A 16,012-nucleotide genomic window follows, 5' to 3' on the forward strand; every position below is an offset into this window, starting at 1 on the left:
GCGCCCATCCTGCCGGGGCCCTACGTTCTGTGCAACGGGCGTTGCGCATGATGCAACGCTCGTGCGACGGGACTGCTGCTCAGTGGATCTGCGTCACGATCACGTCCAGGGACCAGGCGCGGCCCGGCTTCGCGGGAGCCTCGGCCTCGACGGCGTATCCGAGGCCGCGCAGGGTCTCGACGAGCTCGGCCGGCTCGGCGGGCGCGGCTCCCGCGGTGAGCAGATCGCGTACGAGCCGGCCCTTGGTCGCCTTGTTGAAGTGGCTGACGACCGAGCGCTTCTCGACGCCGTCGACGATCTGGGAGTGCAGCACCCGGACGGTGGCGGTGCGTCCGGCCACGGCGCCCCTGGGCTTCCAGGCGGCGGCGTACGCGGACGAGCGGAGGTCGAGGACGAGGCCCGTGCCGGCGGCCTCCGTCATGACCGGGTCCATCACGGTCCGCCAGTACGCCCCGAGCGCGCCGAGGCCGGGCAGCTTCACCCCCATCGAGCAGCGGTACGACGGGATGCGGTCGCCGGTGCGGACGGCGCCCCACAGCCCCGAGAAGACCAGCAGCGACTTCGCCGCCCGGCGCTTGGCGGGGGCGTCGAGGGTGGCGAGGCCCAGGGCGTCGTACAGGACGCCGGTGTAGATCTCGCCGGCCGGGCGGGTGCCGGCGGTGCGCAGCTCGACGTTCTTGGCGACCTCGCCGCGCAGGCCCTCGCTCAGGCCCAGCACGTCGCGGGCCTTGTCCTCGTCGGCGACGCACAGCTCGACGAGCTCGTCGAGGACCGCGGCGCGTGCCTGCGCGAGGCCCGGCAGGGAGAGCGACTCCGCCTTCAGTGGCGCCCCGCGATCCGAAGCGGCCTTTCCTTCGGAGGGCGGCAAGAGCACCAGCACGGTGATTCTCCTTCTTGTACGTACGGGGAGGGGGTGCGGCCCCTCGCGCCAGAGTACGGCCGCACGGGCCCCCACCCTGAACCCACCATGCCCCGGGGCTCCGCCCCGGGCCCCGTTCGCGCGTTCTCCCACCCACCTCCCGTGCGGCCCAGTGAAGAGTGCGGCCCCCTGGGGCTCCGCCCCAGACCCCGTCCGGGCCTGAACGGCCCTCGTCCTCAATCGCCGGACGGGCTGAAGATGCTTGAGATCGGCACCCTGCCACGGCCGGCCCACCTGGGGGCGCGGGGAACTGCGCGGGACGCGGGCACGGTCCGCAGCCGCAGGCGGGGTTGCCTGGGGCTCCGCCCCAGACCCCGTTCGCGCCTGAAGGGCGCTCGTCCTCAATCGCCGGACGGGCTGAGGTGGCCCGCATGGGCCGGGGTCGAGCAGCCGGACGGGCTGAAGATGCCGATCCTGGGCGTGCCGCCAAGGTCACCCCACCTGGGACGCGGCCGCGGTCCGCGGGCGGAGGCAGAGCCGACATGCCGGGGCTCGCGGGCAGACCTACGCTCGGAGGCATGCCCCGCCGTCACCTCCACCTGCAGGCCGCCGCAGAGGCACCCCTGCGCGCCGCCTTCGACACCCTGCGCGCCTCACTGGACGTACCCGCGGCGTTCCCGGACGACGTAACCGCCGAGGCCCAGCGCGCCGCCGCCGAGGCCCAGCGCGCCGCCACCGAGGCACCCCGCGCCGCCGCAGAGGCACCCCGCACCGCCACCGAGGCACCCGCACCCTCCTACGACGCGACCGGCATCGCGCTGTTCACCATCGACCCGCCCACCTCCACCGACCTCGACCAGGCGATGTACCTGGAGCGCCGGGCGGGTGGGGGGTATCGCGTGTACTACGCCATCGCCGACGTCGCCGCGTTCGTCGCGCCCGGTGGCGCTCTGGACGCCGAGGCGCACCGCCGGGTGACCACGCTCTACTTCCCGGACGGGAAGACCCCGCTCCACCCCACCGTGCTCAGCGAGGGCGCCGCCAGCCTGCTTCCCGGCGCGACCCGGCCCGCGCTGCTCTGGCAGATCGACCTCGACGCGGACGGCGCGACCACGGCCGCCGACGTGCGGCGCGCCCTCGTCCGCAGCCGCGCCAAGCTCGACTACGAGGGCGTACAGAAGCAGATCGACGCGGGCACCGCACCCGAGTCCCTGGCGCTCCTGCGCGACATCGGCACCCTGCGCGAACAGCAGGAGGTCGCCCGCGGCGGCATCTCGCTCAACGTTCCCGAGCAGGAGATCGTCGAGACCGGCCACGGCTACGGGCTCACCTACCGCGCCCCGCTGCCCGCCGACGGCTGGAACGCCCAGATCTCCCTGCTCACCGGCATCGCGGGCGCCCAGTTGATGCTGACGTACGGCACCGGAATCCTGCGCACCCTGCCCAGCGCCCCGGACGGCGCGGTCGCCCGGCTGCGCCGCTCGGCGAAGGCGCTGGGCATCGACTGGCCCCACCACGTCCCGTACGCCGCCGTCGTCCGCTCCCTCGACCCGCGCGAGCCGAACCACGCGGCGTTCCTCCAGGAGTGCACGTCGCTGCTGCGCGGCGCCGGGTACACCGTGTTCACCGGCGGCACCGCGCCCGAGCTCGCCGTGCACGCCGCGGTCGCCGCCCCGTACACGCACTGCACCGCTCCGCTGCGCCGCCTCGTCGACCGGTACGCCGGTGAGCTGTGCCTCGCCGCGGTGGCGGGGCAGGACCCGCCGGAGTGGGTGACGGCCGCGCTGGACGCCCTGCCGAAGGAGATGGCGCAGGGCACGAGCCGGGCCAACACGGTGGAGCGCGAGAGCGTCGACATCGTGGAGGCGGCGCTGCTCAAGGACCGGGTGGGCGAGGTCTTCGACGCGACGGTCGTCGACGTGAGGGAACAGCAACCGACCGTCGGCACCGTCCACTTGACCGACCCGGCGGTGGTCGCCCGCGTCGAGGGCGGCGGCGACCTCCCGCTCGGCGAGCGGCTGCGGGTCCGCCTCACACAGGCCGACCCCGGCACCGCGAAGGTCCTGTTCGCGCCCGCGTGACCCGGCCGCCGGCTCACGCGGTCATGGCGGCCCGCAGCGCCTTCGCCAGCTCCGCCGACTCGTCCGCGTGGAAGCGTACGGTCGTCACCTCCCGCCGCCCGCCGAGGAGTTGTACGTGGGTGACGGGCTCGGTCAGCTCCACGGTGAGGGAGGTCTGGGAGCCGACGGCCAGCTCCAGGACGTCGTCCGGGGCCGCGCCGCCCGCGCCCTGGAACCTCAACTCGGTGCGCACCCGGGCTATGCGGTCGAGCGGCACGGTCAGGTCCACCCGGGCGCCGGCCCGCAGCCGCAGGGCGTGCGGGGTCAGCACGTGCGGCCGGGCCACGGCGGCGGTCTGCATCCCGAGGACCAGCAGCACCGTATAGAGGTCCAGGACGAGCAGCACCGCGTGCACGGCCGGCCACTGCCGCACCAGGAACGAGACGCCGACCGTCTCGACGACGCAGACGAACACCAGGCCGTACACCGTCGCCGCCTGCGGGCTCGCGTACCCGAACGCCCGCGCGCCCGGACCGACTTGGGGCCCGCGCCGGGTGATCCACGGGCCGAAGCTCCGCAGCACCCGGGCCTCGTGCGCCAGCAGGCGGAGCAGCGGATCGGGCAGGAAGCGGCGGCGGGGGAGGGCGGGACGGCGTGGGGCCCCGCGCGGAGCCTCGCGGGTCATGGCGCCGTTCCGCCCCGCTGCGACGTGACGCTGGACATCGCCCGCCGGACCGCCTCCGCCTGGGCGGGCGCGAGGTCGGCGAGGAAGGCCCGCAGAAAGACCTGGCCGGCGGGGTCGGCGCTCGCGTGCGCCGAGATCTCCTGCTCCAGCTCGGGCGGGAGGCAGGCGGCGAGCGCCCGCGCGGCCTCGTCGACGCGGGGGTCGGACGGGTCGGCGTCCGCCAGTGCGTCGAGCAGCGCGTACACCTCCCGCACCTGTCCGGCGGCTCCCGGCGCCGCGGCCGTGCTCCGTACGGCGGCGAGGAGCCGGTCCCGCTCCTCGGGGTCCGCGGCGGCGGTGAGGAGGGCGAGCACCTCGCGGTCCTTGGCGGCCATGGCCGAACCGGCCGGATCCGCGCCCAACTCGGCGAAGAGGTCGGCCAGTTCGGGCGAGAACTCGTCGTCGGCCGACAGCGGTCCGTGCTCGGCGCGGGCGAGCAGTTCGGCGAGCCGGGCCCGCCGCGCCTGGATCCGGGTCTCCTGGCGGGCCAGGTCGCCGTCCAACTCGCGCAGTACGTCGGCCAGTTCGTGCCCGGCGTCGTCGTCGATGACATCGCGCACCTCGTCGAGTCCGAGCCCGAGTTCGGTGAGGCGCCGGATGCGGGCGAGCGCGACGGCGTCCCGCACCGAATACCGCCGGTAGCCATTGGCCAGCCGCTCGGGTTCCGGCAGCAGGCCGAGGTGGTGGTAGTGCCTGACCGCCCGCGTGGTCACCCCTGCCAGCGCGGCGATCTCCGAGATCCGCATGGCTTCATTAGAAACGTTGCCGCTGCGGCAGGGTCAAGCGAGTGCCGTCGGCGCATCCCGGCGTCCGCGGCTGGGCCGGGCCGGGCCGGGGCGCCGTCCGGCTGCGGGTAGCATGGTCGGCACGGCAGACGAGCCGGGCGGGCGGCCGCGTGGAGATCCTTCGGGGTCTTTCCGAGGAACGTCCGGGCTCCACAAGGCAGGGTGGTGGCCAACGGCCACCCGGGGTGACCCGCGGGACAGTGCCACAGAAAACAGACCGCCGGGGACTTCGGTCCCAGGTAAGGGTGAAACGGTGGTGTAAGAGACCACCAGCGCCTGAGGTGACTCAGGCGGCTAGGTAAACCCCACCCGGAGCAAGGTCAAGAGGGAGCACCTCGGTGCTTCTGCGCGGACGTTCGAGGGCAGCCTGCCCGAGTCCGCGGGTAGACCGCACGAGGCCGGCGGCAACGCCGGTCCTAGATGGATGGCCGTCGCCCCGACGACCGCGAGGTCCCGGGGTACAGAACCCGGCGTACAGCCCGACTCGTCTGCCGCCCCCTCTTCGGGCCCCGCGGCCCTGTGTGCGCCGCCATGCCCCGGGGCTCTGCCCCAGACCCCGTTCGCGCCTGAAGGGCGCTCGTCCTCAAACGCCGGACGGGCTGAGGATGTCCAGGGCGTCCGGCACCGAGCAGCCAGGGGCGCGGGGAACTGCGCGAGACGCGGGCACGGTCCGCAGATGAAAGCGGGGTGGCGTTCCCCCGGGGCGCGGCCGGCACGGCCGACGCGGCTCACCTGTGGGTATCGCTCCGCGTGACCACCCGCTCATCCTCCGTGTGGCGGAACCCCACCCCCGGTCGTAGCGTGATGGGCGGTACCGGAACGGAACCCGCGGCCCCCGCCTCCCGGCGTGCGTGCCGCTCATTTTCGACTCGGGGACACGAGGTGAGAACGCCGTGCCTTCCCTGCACTTTCCCGTGATGCTCGCCCTCGCGGCGGGAGCCTTCTTCCTCTGGCGCAAAGGCGGCACCAAGCTGTCCCACGCGCTCATCTGCGCCGGATTCGGTTTCTATCTCGCCGACACCGCCGTCGCGCCCTCGCTGCACACCGCGCTCAACTCCGTCACCGGCATGCTCGGGCAACTTGGCTGAGGGCGCGGACGCGGGCCGCCGCGTGGGTGCCCGCAGGCGTTCCCAGGCCCGCAGGCGTCACCGGCCCGCAGGCGTCCCCCGCGGCGCCGGCACCCGCCCGACCCGACCCGACCCGCCCCACCGACCGGGAGAGACCGTGACCATCGCCCTCGACAAGCTGACCGACCCGGCCGTCCGCGCCTTCGTCGGCGCCCTCAACTCCGGTGACCGCGCAGCCTTCACCGCCGCCCTCGCCCCCGGGGCCACCATGTCCGACGACGGCGCGGACCGCGACGTCGCCGACTGGACCGAGCGTGAGATCTTCTCCTCCGGCGGCCACATGGACATCGAGAACCAGAGCCACGACGGGCGCGGCCTCGTCGCCAATTACCGCAACGACACCTGGGGCGAGATGCGCACCGCATGGCGCTTCACCGTCGACGACGCCGGCCGGATCAGCCGCTTCGAGACCGGCCAGGCCTGACGCCGGGCCCCACGCCGGGCCCGGCCCCGCCGTCGCTCACGCCTCGATGCGCGAGCCCACCCCGCTGACCCGCACCCGCGCGTCCCCGGAGTGCAGCGTCACCGTGAGCTCGCCGGGGCGGCCCAGGTCCTCGCCCTGGTACAGGGTCAGCACCGACTCCTCGCCGACCAGGCCCAGTTCACGCGCGTACGCCCCGAACGCGGCCGCCGCCGCACCCGTGGCCGGGTCCTCCACGACCCCGCCGACCGGGAACGGGTCGCGGACGTGGAACACCGAGTCCGAGGCGCGCCACACCAGTTGGACGGTGGTCAGGTCGAGCCGGTGCATCAGCGCCGTCAGCCGGTCGAAGTCGTACGCCAGGTCCGCGAGGCGCTCGCGGGTGGCCGCGCCGAGCACGAGATGGCGGGCGCCCGCGAACGCGATCCCGGGTGCGATCGCGGGATCGAGGTCCTCGGCCGGCCAGTCGAGGGCGGCCAGCGCCTCGGCGAGGTCCTCCTCCCCGACGGGCTCGGAGTGCGGCTCGACGCTGGTCAGCGTGGCGCGCAGGCGGCCGGTCGCCTGGTCCTCGGCGACGGTCACCGGCACCGTGCCCGCCGGCGTCGCGAACGTCAGTCCGCCCGTGCCGACCCGCTCGCCGAGCGCGATCGCCGTCGCCACGGTGGCGTGCCCGCAGAACGGCACCTCGGCCTTCGGGCTGAAGAACCGCAGCGTGAAGGCGCGCCCCGGCTCCCCGAGCCCCTCCGGCGGCGCCGTCAGGAACGCCGACTCGCTGTAGCCGAGCTCCGCGGCGATCGCCAGCATCGCGGCGTCGTCGAGCCCGGAGGCGTCCAGGACGACCCCGGCCGGATTGCCCCCGGCGGGGTCGCTCGCGAAGGCGGTGTAGCGGAGGATGTCGGGGTGCGCGTCATTGGTCATGACCGGACCAACTTCCGCACGGGCGGGGGTATTCCGGCCACCCCGGCGGTGCGGGCTCAGCCGCGCCCGATGTACGGCATCGCCGTGGCCAGGACCGTCGCGAACTGGATGTTCGCCTCCAGCGGCAGCTCCGCCATGTGCAGGACCGTGCGCGCCACGTCCTGCGCGTCCATCACCGGCTCCACCGCCAGCTCCCCGTTGGCCTGCGGGATCCCGGTCTGCATGCGCTGCGTCATCTCGGTCGCCGCGTTGCCGATGTCGATCTGCCCGACGGCGATCCGGTACGGACGCCCGTCCAGGGACAGCGACTTGGTGAGGCCGGTCATCGCGTGCTTGGTCGCCGTGTACGCCACCGAGTCCGGGCGGGGCGCGTGTGCCGAGATCGAGCCGTTGTTGATGATCCGGCCGCCCTGGGGCGTCTGCTCCTTCATCGCGCGGAAGGCCGCCTGGGCGCAGAGGAAGGAGCCGTTCAGGTTCACGTCGACGACCGAGCGCCACGCCTCGTAGGACAGCTCCGTGACGGGCACTCCGCCGGGCCCGAACGTGCCCGCGTTGTTGAAGAGCAGGTCCACCCGGCCGTGCGCCGCGAGCGCCGCCGAGAACAGCGCGTTCACGTCGTCCGGCGAGGTCACGTCCGTGCGTACGCTCAGGACGCGGGCGTCGGGCCCGGCCAGTGCGGCGGTCTCCTCCAGTGCCTCGGCGCGGCGGCCGGCGAGCGCCACCGACCAGCCCGCGCCGGCCAGCGCGAGCGCCACGGAGCGGCCGATGCCGGACCCGGCCCCGGTCACGACGGCAGACTTCTGCGAGGTGATGTCCATGGGCCCGGAGCGTACGGGAGGGGCTGTTCCGTGAGACCGCGCGTCCGCGATGTGGGAGCGGCGCGCCGGCCCGCCGCGCGCACGACCCCGTCCGGCGGATGTGACCCGTCCCTCCCCTTCGCCGGGGCCCGGGTGGTCCCGCCATCGCGAGCGGGCTGCGACCATGGTGATTCGTTTCAACTTTCAAGGAGAGAGAACGATGGCGGAGCGCGGCGGCCAGGACAGCCAGGGCCCCATACCGACCACGGCCGACGCGGCCGTCGACGACAGCCGTGCCGTCGACGACAGCGGTGCGGCCCACGACAGCCGTGCGGCCGACGGGACCGGTGCGGCCGGCAAGGTCCCCGTGGCCGGCGCCGCGATACGCCGCACCAGCCTCCTCGTCACCCTCGTCCTCGGCGGACTCACCGCGCTCCCGCCGCTCTCCATGGACATGTACCTGCCCGCCCTGCCCGAGGTCACCGACGCGCTCCGCTCTCCCGCCGCGACCGTCCAGCTCACCCTCACCGCCTGCCTCGCCGGCATGGCGCTCGGCCAGCTCGTCGTCGGGCCCATGAGCGACAAGTGGGGACGGCGGCGCCCGCTCCTCATCGGCATGGTCGTGTACGTCCTGGCCACCGCGGTCTGCGCCTTCGCGCCCGACGTCGAACTCCTCATCGCCTTCCGCCTGTTGCAGGGACTGGCCGGTGCCGCGGGCATCGTCATCGCCCGCGCCGTGGTGCGCGACCTCTACGACGGCGTCGAGATGGCCCGGTTCTTCTCCACCCTGATGCTCATCTCCGGCGTCGCCCCCGTGGTCGCCCCGCTGATCGGCGGACAGGTGCTGCGGCTGACCGACTGGCGGGGCGTCTTCGCCGTCCTGACCGTCATCGGCGCCGTCCTCACCGCCGTCGTCTTCAAGTGGCTGCACGAGACGCTGCCGGCCGAGCGCCGCCACTCCGGCGGCGTGGGCGAGGCGCTGCGCACCATGGGCGGGCTGCTCAAGGACCGCGTCTTCACCGGCTACATGCTGGCGGGCGGGCTCGCCTTCGCCGCGCTGTTCGCCTACATATCGGCCTCGCCCTTCGTCGTGCAGGAGATCTACGGCGCCTCCCCGCAGACCTTCTCGCTCCTGTTCGGCCTGAACTCCGTCGGCCTCGTCGTCGTCGGCCAGATCAACGGCAAGCTCCTCATCGGCCGCGTCAGCCTCGACAAGGCGCTCGGCTTCGGCCTCGCCGTGATCACCCTGGCGGCCGCCGCCCTGCTCCTCATGACGTCCGGCGTCTTCGGCCACGTGGGCCTCGCGCCGATCGCGGCCGGCCTGTTCGTGCTGATGTCGGCGATGGGCCTCGCCATGCCGAACACCAACGCCCAGGCCCTGATGCGCACCCCGAACGCCGCCGGTTCCGCCTCCGCCCTGCTCGGCACGTCCTCCTTCCTCGTCGGCGCCGTGGCCTCCCCGCTCGTCGGCATCGCGGGCGACGCCACCGCCGTGCCGATGGCGGTCGTACAGCTCGCCGCGGCCGTCGGCGCGCTGCTCTGCTTCCTGCTCCTGTGCCGCCCCTGGCAGCGCGGGCACCAGCCGCTCACGGCGCCGGGCCGGGACACGGCGCCGCAAAAGTAGACTCGCCCGGTGAACCACTCCCTTCCCATCCCGGACGTCCTGCGCTCGGCCCTGGCCGGACTCCTCGACGGGCTGCCGCCCTCGGGGACCGCGGGCGCCGTCGACCGGCTGATCAGCCACTACCGCGGCACCGTCCCCACCCACGCCCCGGTGCTGCGCGACCGCTCCGACGTCGCCGCGTACGCCGCGTACCGGATGCCCGCCACCTTCGAGGCCGTACGCTCCGCCCTCGACGCTTTCCGGGACGCGGCCGGGGCCTGGACGCCCGCCACCCACACCGACATCGGCGGCGGCACCGGCTCCGCGAGCTGGGCGGTCGCCGAGGCGTGGCACGACGCCCCGTCGCCCGTCGCCACCACCGTCCTCGACTGGGCGGAGCCCGCCCTCGCCGTCGGCCGGGAACTCGCCGAGGCCTCCGGGCTGCCGGGGCTGCGCGCGGCCCGCTGGGAGCGCGCCCGCATCGGCTCCGCCCTCACCCTGGACAGCGCCGAGCTCGTCACCGTCTCGTACGTCCTGAACGAACTCACCCCCGACGACCGGCGCACCCTGGTCGACGCGGCGGCCGGCGCCGCCACCGGCGCGGTCCTCATCGTGGAGCCGGGCACCCCCGACGGCTACACCCGGATCATCGAGGCGCGCGACCGGCTCGTCGCGGCCGGATTCCACATCGCCGCGCCCTGCCCGCACAGCGCCGCCTGCCCCATCGAGCCCGGCACCGACTGGTGCCACTTCTCGGCCCGCGTCTCCCGCTCCTCGCTGCACCGCCAGGTCAAGGGCGGCTCGCTGGCGTACGAGGACGAGAAGTTCAGCTACGTCGCCGCCACCCGGTTCGCCCCGGCGCCCGCCGGCGCGCGGATCGTGCGGCGCCCCCAGATCCGCAAGGGGCAGGTGCTGCTCGACCTGTGCCTGCCGGACGAGCAGCTGCGCCGCGAGACGGTCAGCAAGCGGCACGGCCCGCTGTACCGCGGGGCCCGGAACGCGGAGTGGGGCGACGCGTGGCCGCCCCACCCCGCTGACTCCGCCTAGCGGGACCGGTCAGGTACGCAGTTCCTGCGTGCAGCACTTCACGCTGCCGCCGCCCTTGAGCAGTTCGCCCAGGTCCATGCCGATCGGCTCGTAGCCCCGTGCGCGCAGCGGGTCGTAGAGGCCGACGGCGCCCTGGGGGAGCAGGACGTTGCGGCCGTCGCTCACCGCGTTGAGCCCGAGGGCCGCCGCGTCCGGCTCCTCGGCGATCAGGGCGTGCGGGAAGAGCCTGGAGAGGACGGCCCGGCTGCCGGGGGAGAAGGCCGGCGGGTAGTACATGATCTCGTCGGCCGTGTCGTCGAGGACGCACAGGGCCGTGTCCAGGTGGTAGTAGCGCGGATCCACCAGATCCAGGCCGATGACCGGGCGCCCGAAGAACTCCTGCGCCTCGTCGTGCGAGAGCGGACTGGAGCGGAAGCCGCGCCCCGCGAGGACGTAGGAGTCGGTGACCGCGAAGTCGCCCTCGCCCTCGTTGATGTGGGCCGGTTCGTGGACGGTGGTGAAGCCGTGCGCGCGGAACCAGTCGCGGTGGGCCTCGGCCTCCGCCGCCCGTTCGGCATGGGCGAAGCGGGCGCCGAGCACCCGGCCGTCGATCACGGTCGCGCCGTTGGCGGCGAAGACCATGTCGGGCAGGTCGGGGCGCGGGTCGAGCAGCTCGACGGTGTGCCCGAGCGCGCGGTACCGGTCGCGCAGGTCCTCCCACTGGGCCAGAGCCAGCGGCAGGTCGACGGGCTTGTCGGGGTCCATCCACGGGTTGATGGAGTACGTGACCTTGAAGTGTGCCGGTGGGCACATCAGATAGCGCCGGGGTCGGGCGGTTCTCGGGGTACTGAGGTCACGGGCTGCAGGAGGCAATGAGGGCTCCTCACGGGCGACTTGGGCCGCACGGACGTGTGGCCGCGTGCGACCCATGGTCCGCCGTGGCGGGCCTCCGCGCAGTGCACCGTCCGGGTGTTTTTCACCCGGCCCGTGCGGTTCACCCGTACGTCGATGGCACGTGCGTCGCCGTACGCCTCAGCCGTACCTCCGGCCCCGGCGGTACGCGCGTTGTGCCGTAGCTCACACGTGCGGGCCCCGGTGCGCGATGGCCCGGCGCCGGTCATGCGCAGGCCGCCCGCCGGTCATGGGCGGGCCATGTCACACCCCCCGGATGTCCGGTGCGGTCACCCGGGGAGCAGGATGGTGGGACGATGTTCAGCGTGGACGCGAGTCCCTTGGGGTCGACCGTGAGGTGAGGGGATAGATGGGCGCCGAGTTCGGCCGTTCCCGCGGCGAGGAGAGCAAACTGTCCCGCTGGCTGCGCAGGCGGCCCAAGGACGTTCCGGGCGCGGACCAGGGCCGGCTCGATCTGCTGCTCGCCGTCGCCGCCGCGGGTCTGCCGCTCGCTCCCGCCGCGCACCCCGTCGGCTTCCGGTGTTCCTGCGACCGCGTCGGGTGTCCCACCCCCGCCCGCCATCCCGTCTCCTTCGCCTGGCAGACGCAGTCGACGACCGACCGCGCCCAGATCGAGCGCTGGGCGCTCGGCCAGCCCGAGGCCAACTTCATCACCGCGACCGGCATGGTCCACGACGTGCTCGACGTACCGCTCGACGCGGGGCGCGAGGCGCTGGCGCGGCTGCTCTCCGAGGGCATCGACGTCGGCCCGGTCGCCGAGGCGGCGGGGGAGGGCGACCACGGGCGGATGCTGTTCTTCACCGCGACGCGGGGCACGCCCGAGGACGAGGACGAGTGGTGGCCCTGCGAGCTCGACTGCCATCCCGAGACGATGGACGAGCATCCGGGGCTGCGGTGGCACTGCCGGGGGAGCTATGCGCTCGTGCCTCCGGCGCGGTTGCCGGGAGAGCTGTCCGTGGCGTGGGTACGGGGGCCGGAGCATCCGCTTCCGGATCCGCTCACCGTGCTTGAGGCCCTCACGGACGCGTGCGCCCGCTACGCCGGCGAAGCCGGCCCCCACGCCGCAGCCTGGCCCCTGGGCCGCTGACACCCCCCGCCCGAGCTCCCACCCGGCGGGCATGCGTGTGCCGGGTGCCCTACGTCTTCAGGGGCGCGGGGCTGTGCCGTTTGCGCGGCTCCGCCGCGGTGCCGGGTGCCCTACAGGGGCGCGGGGCTGTGTCTTTTGCGCGGCTCCGCCGCGGTGGGCGCGAGCGGCGGGCTGCGGCTCCGGGTGCCCTACGTCTTTAGGGGCGCGGGGAACTGCGCGAGACGCGGGCACGGTCCGCAGACGAAAGCGGGGTTGCTGGAGCTCCGCCCCAGGCCCCGGGAGTCACCCCACCCCGCCCCTTCCCGAAACCCTCCGGGGGCGGGAAGAGGGGGCTGAGGTCCAGGCTCCTGGGGCTCCGCCCCAGACCCCGTTCGCGCCTGAAGGGCGCTCGTCCTCAAACGCCGGACAGGCTGAAGCGCGCTCGTCCTCAAACTCCCCCAAGGCCTTAAGGGCTAGGGGGGGACCCCCATGACGGGCTGAAGATGTCGCGACCAGACACCCTGCGAGGGGCGAGGGATGCCGACGTCCGGCACCCTGCCAAGGGCAGCCACCCAGGGGCGCGGGTGGGGCTACTCTCCGCGTACCCCCACCAGGCCCTGAACCCGGTTGGCCACGACCACGCTTCCCGCCCCCGCCGCCGGAACAACCGCCAGCTCGTTCGAGATCCACTCCCTCGTCAGGGACGACGTGGCCCGGCCCGTCAGGAGGGCCTTCTCGTCGGGGGTGATGTCCAGGCGGACCCCCTGCGCCACGGTCTGGCGCTCGAAGTGCCGGGCCGTGAAGAAGACCAGGGCCCGGCCGTCGGCGAGACGCAGGGCGAAGGGGGCGAAGTCCCCTTCGGAGAGCGGCTGGTCCACGAACTGGCTGACCCTCCCCGACCGCACCGCGTCCTTGCGGCGCGCGTCCCGCCAGCCACTGGTGTGCTCGCCGGCCGCGAACACGGGGGGCTTGCCGCCCTGGAGGTAGGACGCGTAATCCGCACTGAGCTCCTCCGGTGCGACCGCGAGCGACGTGTCGTCGGGCCGCACCGGCTCCGCCCAGCCGCCCTTGTCCTTCTTGAACGCGGGCACCTCACCGGCGCCCATGACCGAGAGGTAGCCCAGCTTCCACACGTCGTCGGGCCCGCCGCGTATGAAGAGCAGCAGCCAGCGCGTGTCGCCCGGCCCCTTGTCGTCCCGGTCGCGGTTGGAGTCGGTGTCGGCGACGAACCAGCGCGGCCAGCCGGCCTGTCGGGGGATCGTGTACGCCGTGTCGCCCAGCGCCAGCGGGCTGTACTGGGCGTTGCCCGCCGGGCTCGTCACATGGCGGGCGGCGAACCCGGCCTGCGTGGTGGCGCCGAACGCGCCGGTGACCCGGCCCGCGTCGAGGGCCGGGTCGTAGGCCTTGTTGGCCCGGTTGTAGGCGTCGGTGAAATCGGTGAGCGCCTGGGCGGCCTCAGCCCTCGTCGCCGACGGTACGACTTCCCGCTCCCCGTGCACCGTCACGCAGCCGCTCGCGGTCACCGTCAGTACGGTCGCCGTCGCGAGCCCCGCCATCAGCCGACTCACCCTGCTCATGAACCGCCTTCTGCCCCTCGGTCTTCGCAGCCCCCACGGACTTCCGGAACCCTACCGGGGCGAAGAACAGGGCGAGCGTGGGGATCAGGTACAGGGCCCAGACGACGGCCTGGAGGACGGTCGGGTCGGGCTGGAAGTTGAGGACGCCCTTGAGGAGCGTGCCGTACCAGCTGTCCGGCGGGATCGTCGAACTGATGTCGAAGGCAAGGGAGTTGATGCCGGGGATGAAGTCGGCCTCCTGGAGGTCGTGCACCCCGTACGCGAGGACGCCCGCCGCGACGACCACCAGCATGCCGCCGGTCCACGTGAAGAACTTCGCCAGGTTGATCTTGAGGGCGCCGCGGTAGAACAGCCAGCCGAGGAAGACCGCGGTGGCCAGACCGAGCAGTGCGCCCGCCATCGGCTGGACCGTGCCGTTCTCGGAACCCGCCGCGTGCACCGACGTCCACACGAAGAGCGCGGTCTCCAGGCCCTCACGGCCGACCGCGAGGAACGCGGTCGCCACCAGCGCGCCGGTGCCCATCAGGAGCGCCGAGTCGAGCTTGCCCTGGAGCTCGCTCTTCAGGTGCCGCGCGGTGCGCCGCATCCAGAAGACCATCCAGGTGACCAGGCCGACGGCGATGATCGACAGCGAACCGCCGAGCGCCTCCTGCGCCTTGAACGTCATCTCCTGCGAGCCGAATTCGAGCCCGGCGCCGAAGCCGAACGCGACGATCACGGCGACCGCGATGCCGGACCACACCGGCTTCAGGGCGTCCCTGCGGCCGGTCTTGACCAGGTAGGCGACCAGGATGCACACGACGAGACTCGCTTCGAGTCCCTCGCGCAGGCCGATCAGATAGTTGGCGAACATGTCTTCCTCTCAGCCGAAGAGTCCCCGGCCCCACCAGTCGTCCTTGTCGCGGACGCCCGGCGGGACCGCGAAAATCGCCGAACCCACGTGCTGGATGTATTCGTTGAGCGCGTCATGGCGGGCCAGGGAGCGCTGGAGCGGCAGGAAGCCCTTGCGGACGTCTCGCTGGTAGGCCAGGAAGAACAGGCCCGCGTCGAGGCGGCCGAGGCCGTCCGTGCCGTCCGTGAAGGAGTAGCCGCGGCGCAGGATCCGTACGCCGTCGTTGGAGTCGGGGTGCGCGAGGCGCACGTGCGCGGTCGGCTTCATCGCCTTCAGGAACGGCTCGTCGCGCTCCTTGGCCTTGCCGACCGGGGCGCCCTCGCCCTTGTCGCGGCCGAAGACGTCCTCCTGCTCCTGGAGCGAGGTGCGGTCCCAGGTCTCGATGTGCATCCGGATGCGCCGGGCCACCAGGTAGGAGCCGCCGGTCATCCAGTCGGTGCCGTCCTTCGCGCCGACCCAGACGTGCTCGTCGAGCGCCTTGGTGTCGGTGCCCGACACGTTCCGGGTGCCGTCCTTGAAGCCCATCATGTTGCGCGGGGTCTGCGCGTCCGGCGTCGTCGAGGACGTCTTGCCGAAGCCGAGCTGCGACCAGCGGATGGCGACCTTGCCCATGCCGATGCGGGCCAGGTTGCGGATGGCGTGCACCGCGACCTGCGGGTCGTCGGCGCAGGCCTGCACGCACAGGTCGCCGCCGCTGCGCGCCGGGTCGAGGTTGTCGCCGGGGAACTGCTCGATGTCGACGAGCGCCTCGGGCCGCTTGGCTTCGAGGCCGAAGCGGTCCTTGGCGAAGAGGGAGGGGCCGACGCCGAGGGTCAGGGTCAGCCGGCACGGCTTGAGGCCGAGCGCCTCACCCGTGTCGTCCGGCGGCGCCTCGGCGAGACCGCCGTAGGCGCCCGCACCGACCGGCTTGCCCTCGGTCATCGCGGCGGCGGCCGCCGTCCAGTCCTTGAGCAGCTGGATCAGCTCGGCGCGGTCCTTCGTCGTCACGTCGAACGACGCGAAGTGCAGCCGGTCCTGGACGGCGGTGGCTATGCCGGCCTGGTGGTCGCCGCGGAACGGCACCGCCGCCCCGGTGTCCGCCGCCGGCACCGCGTCGCTCCCGCCGCCGTTCACGACGGCGACCGTGCCACCGGCGGCGGCCGCGCCCAGCGCGAGCCCCGCTCCGCCCCAGCCGAGCAGCGCCCGGCGTGAGGGGGACCTGCCGGTCCCCGTGGGCTCGGTCGTGTCGCTCATGACGGTCTCCTC

15 protein-coding genes and 1 other RNA gene are annotated in these 16,012 nt (G+C 73.6%); 7 read left to right on the forward strand and 9 right to left on the reverse strand.

The window, feature by feature from the left end:
* Positions 1–79: 79 nt before the first annotated feature.
* Positions 80–880 carry a peroxide stress protein YaaA gene (gene yaaA, locus OOJ98_RS05660; RefSeq protein WP_267053499.1) on the reverse strand — a complete coding sequence of 267 codons (801 nt, stop codon included), beginning with the start codon at positions 878–880 and terminating at the stop codon, positions 80–82.
* A 557-nt stretch (positions 881–1,437) separates the two neighbouring features.
* On the opposite strand from yaaA, the gene OOJ98_RS05665 reads away from it, so the two are divergent.
* Entirely contained in the window at positions 1,438–2,940 is a 1,503-nt protein-coding gene (locus tag OOJ98_RS05665) for an RNB domain-containing ribonuclease (RefSeq protein ID WP_267053500.1), read from the forward strand.
* 13 nt (positions 2,941–2,953) lie between these two features.
* Here the strand turns inward: OOJ98_RS05665 and OOJ98_RS05670 are convergent, their stop codons facing one another.
* Together OOJ98_RS05670 and OOJ98_RS05675 are read right to left on the reverse strand one after the other, a co-directional pair.
* On the reverse strand, positions 2,954–3,604 hold the full coding sequence (locus tag OOJ98_RS05670) for a hypothetical protein (RefSeq protein WP_267053501.1): 651 nt from the start codon (positions 3,602–3,604) through the stop codon (positions 2,954–2,956).
* Positions 3,601–4,389: a MerR family transcriptional regulator gene (locus OOJ98_RS05675; protein ID WP_267053502.1), complete on the reverse strand. Its 789-nt coding sequence runs from the start codon at positions 4,387–4,389 to the stop codon at positions 3,601–3,603. Before OOJ98_RS05675 ends, OOJ98_RS05670 begins: the two co-directional genes overlap by 4 nt.
* Positions 4,390–4,518: 129 nt before the next feature.
* Between OOJ98_RS05675 and rnpB the strand changes: the two genes are divergently transcribed.
* From rnpB to OOJ98_RS05690, 3 genes are all read left to right on the forward strand, one after another.
* Positions 4,519–4,919, forward strand: an RNA gene (gene rnpB / locus OOJ98_RS05680) — RNase P RNA component class A.
* 402 nt (positions 4,920–5,321) lie between these two features.
* Positions 5,322–5,516 (forward strand): hypothetical protein, encoded by a 195-nt coding sequence (locus OOJ98_RS05685; protein WP_267055658.1) that lies wholly within the window; start codon positions 5,322–5,324, stop codon positions 5,514–5,516.
* 136 nt (positions 5,517–5,652) lie between these two features.
* A complete protein-coding gene (locus OOJ98_RS05690) occupies positions 5,653–5,979 on the forward strand; it encodes a nuclear transport factor 2 family protein (RefSeq protein WP_267053503.1) in 327 nt (108 codons plus the stop codon).
* Between the two features lie 36 nt (positions 5,980–6,015).
* Here OOJ98_RS05690 and OOJ98_RS05695 read toward each other — a convergent pair whose 3' ends face one another.
* Both OOJ98_RS05695 and OOJ98_RS05700 read right to left on the reverse strand, forming a co-directional pair.
* Entirely contained in the window at positions 6,016–6,894 is an 879-nt protein-coding gene (locus tag OOJ98_RS05695) for a PhzF family phenazine biosynthesis protein (RefSeq protein ID WP_267053504.1), read from the reverse strand.
* Between the two features lie 56 nt (positions 6,895–6,950).
* The gene (locus OOJ98_RS05700; RefSeq protein ID WP_267053505.1) at positions 6,951–7,712 is read right to left on the reverse strand and encodes an SDR family oxidoreductase; all 762 of its coding nucleotides are present in this window, start codon (positions 7,710–7,712) and stop codon (positions 6,951–6,953) included.
* A 199-nt stretch (positions 7,713–7,911) separates the two neighbouring features.
* Here OOJ98_RS05700 and OOJ98_RS05705 point away from each other — a divergent pair, with 199 nt between their 5' ends.
* Entirely contained in the window at positions 7,912–9,315 is a 1,404-nt protein-coding gene (locus OOJ98_RS05705) for a multidrug effflux MFS transporter (RefSeq protein ID WP_267053506.1), read from the forward strand.
* A gap of 9 nt (positions 9,316–9,324) precedes the next feature.
* On the forward strand, positions 9,325–10,341 hold the full coding sequence (locus OOJ98_RS05710; RefSeq protein ID WP_267053507.1) for a small ribosomal subunit Rsm22 family protein: 1,017 nt from the start codon (positions 9,325–9,327) through the stop codon (positions 10,339–10,341).
* Positions 10,342–10,350: 9 nt separating this feature from the next.
* Here the strand turns inward: OOJ98_RS05710 and ddaH are convergent, their stop codons facing one another.
* Positions 10,351–11,250 carry a dimethylargininase gene (gene ddaH, locus OOJ98_RS05715; RefSeq protein WP_353963735.1) on the reverse strand — a complete coding sequence of 300 codons (900 nt, stop codon included), beginning with the start codon at positions 11,248–11,250 and terminating at the stop codon, positions 10,351–10,353.
* Between the two features lie 331 nt (positions 11,251–11,581).
* Between ddaH and OOJ98_RS05720 the strand changes: the two genes are divergently transcribed.
* Entirely contained in the window at positions 11,582–12,319 is a 738-nt protein-coding gene (locus OOJ98_RS05720; RefSeq protein ID WP_267053509.1) for a bifunctional DNA primase/polymerase, read from the forward strand.
* 569 nt (positions 12,320–12,888) lie between these two features.
* Here OOJ98_RS05720 and OOJ98_RS05725 read toward each other — a convergent pair.
* The 3 genes from OOJ98_RS05725 to efeB are packed head-to-tail and all read right to left on the reverse strand — an operon-like array spanning position 12,889 to position 16,000.
* Entirely contained in the window at positions 12,889–13,854 is a 966-nt protein-coding gene (locus OOJ98_RS05725) for a hypothetical protein (RefSeq protein ID WP_267055533.1), read from the reverse strand.
* Positions 13,754–14,728 (reverse strand): iron uptake transporter permease EfeU, encoded by a 975-nt coding sequence (gene efeU / locus OOJ98_RS05730; RefSeq protein WP_267053510.1) that lies wholly within the window; start codon positions 14,726–14,728, stop codon positions 13,754–13,756. The genes OOJ98_RS05725 and efeU overlap by 101 nt, the downstream gene beginning before the upstream one ends.
* A 9-nt stretch (positions 14,729–14,737) precedes the next feature.
* On the reverse strand, positions 14,738–16,000 hold the full coding sequence (efeB, locus tag OOJ98_RS05735) for an iron uptake transporter deferrochelatase/peroxidase subunit (protein WP_267053511.1): 1,263 nt from the start codon (positions 15,998–16,000) through the stop codon (positions 14,738–14,740).
* Positions 16,001–16,012: the final 12 nt, after the last annotated feature.

Origin of the sequence: Streptomyces sp. NBC_00083, assembly GCF_026343295.1 — a bacterium.
Taxonomy (GTDB): Bacteria; Actinomycetota; Actinomycetes; order Streptomycetales; family Streptomycetaceae; genus Streptomyces.

Coding starts and splice junctions, on each gene's coding strand:
- OOJ98_RS05665 (WP_267053500.1), top strand. CDS start 1,438: ATGCCCCGCCGTCACCTCCACCTGCAGGCCGCCGCAGAGGCACCCCTG.
- OOJ98_RS05670 (WP_267053501.1), bottom strand. CDS start 3,604: ATGACCCGCGAGGCTCCGCGCGGGGCCCCACGCCGTCCCGCCCTCCCC.
- OOJ98_RS05675 (WP_267053502.1), bottom strand. CDS start 4,389: ATGCGGATCTCGGAGATCGCCGCGCTGGCAGGGGTGACCACGCGGGCG.
- OOJ98_RS05695 (WP_267053504.1), bottom strand. CDS start 6,894: ATGACCAATGACGCGCACCCCGACATCCTCCGCTACACCGCCTTCGCG.
- OOJ98_RS05700 (WP_267053505.1), bottom strand. CDS start 7,712: ATGGACATCACCTCGCAGAAGTCTGCCGTCGTGACCGGGGCCGGGTCC.
- OOJ98_RS05705 (WP_267053506.1), top strand. CDS start 7,912: ATGGCGGAGCGCGGCGGCCAGGACAGCCAGGGCCCCATACCGACCACG.
- ddaH (WP_353963735.1), bottom strand. CDS start 11,250: ATGGGTCGCACGCGGCCACACGTCCGTGCGGCCCAAGTCGCCCGTGAG.
- OOJ98_RS05720 (WP_267053509.1), top strand. CDS start 11,582: ATGGGCGCCGAGTTCGGCCGTTCCCGCGGCGAGGAGAGCAAACTGTCC.
- OOJ98_RS05725 (WP_267055533.1), bottom strand. CDS start 13,854: ATGGCGGGGCTCGCGACGGCGACCGTACTGACGGTGACCGCGAGCGGC.
- efeU (WP_267053510.1), bottom strand. CDS start 14,728: ATGTTCGCCAACTATCTGATCGGCCTGCGCGAGGGACTCGAAGCGAGT.
- efeB (WP_267053511.1), bottom strand. CDS start 16,000: ATGAGCGACACGACCGAGCCCACGGGGACCGGCAGGTCCCCCTCACGC.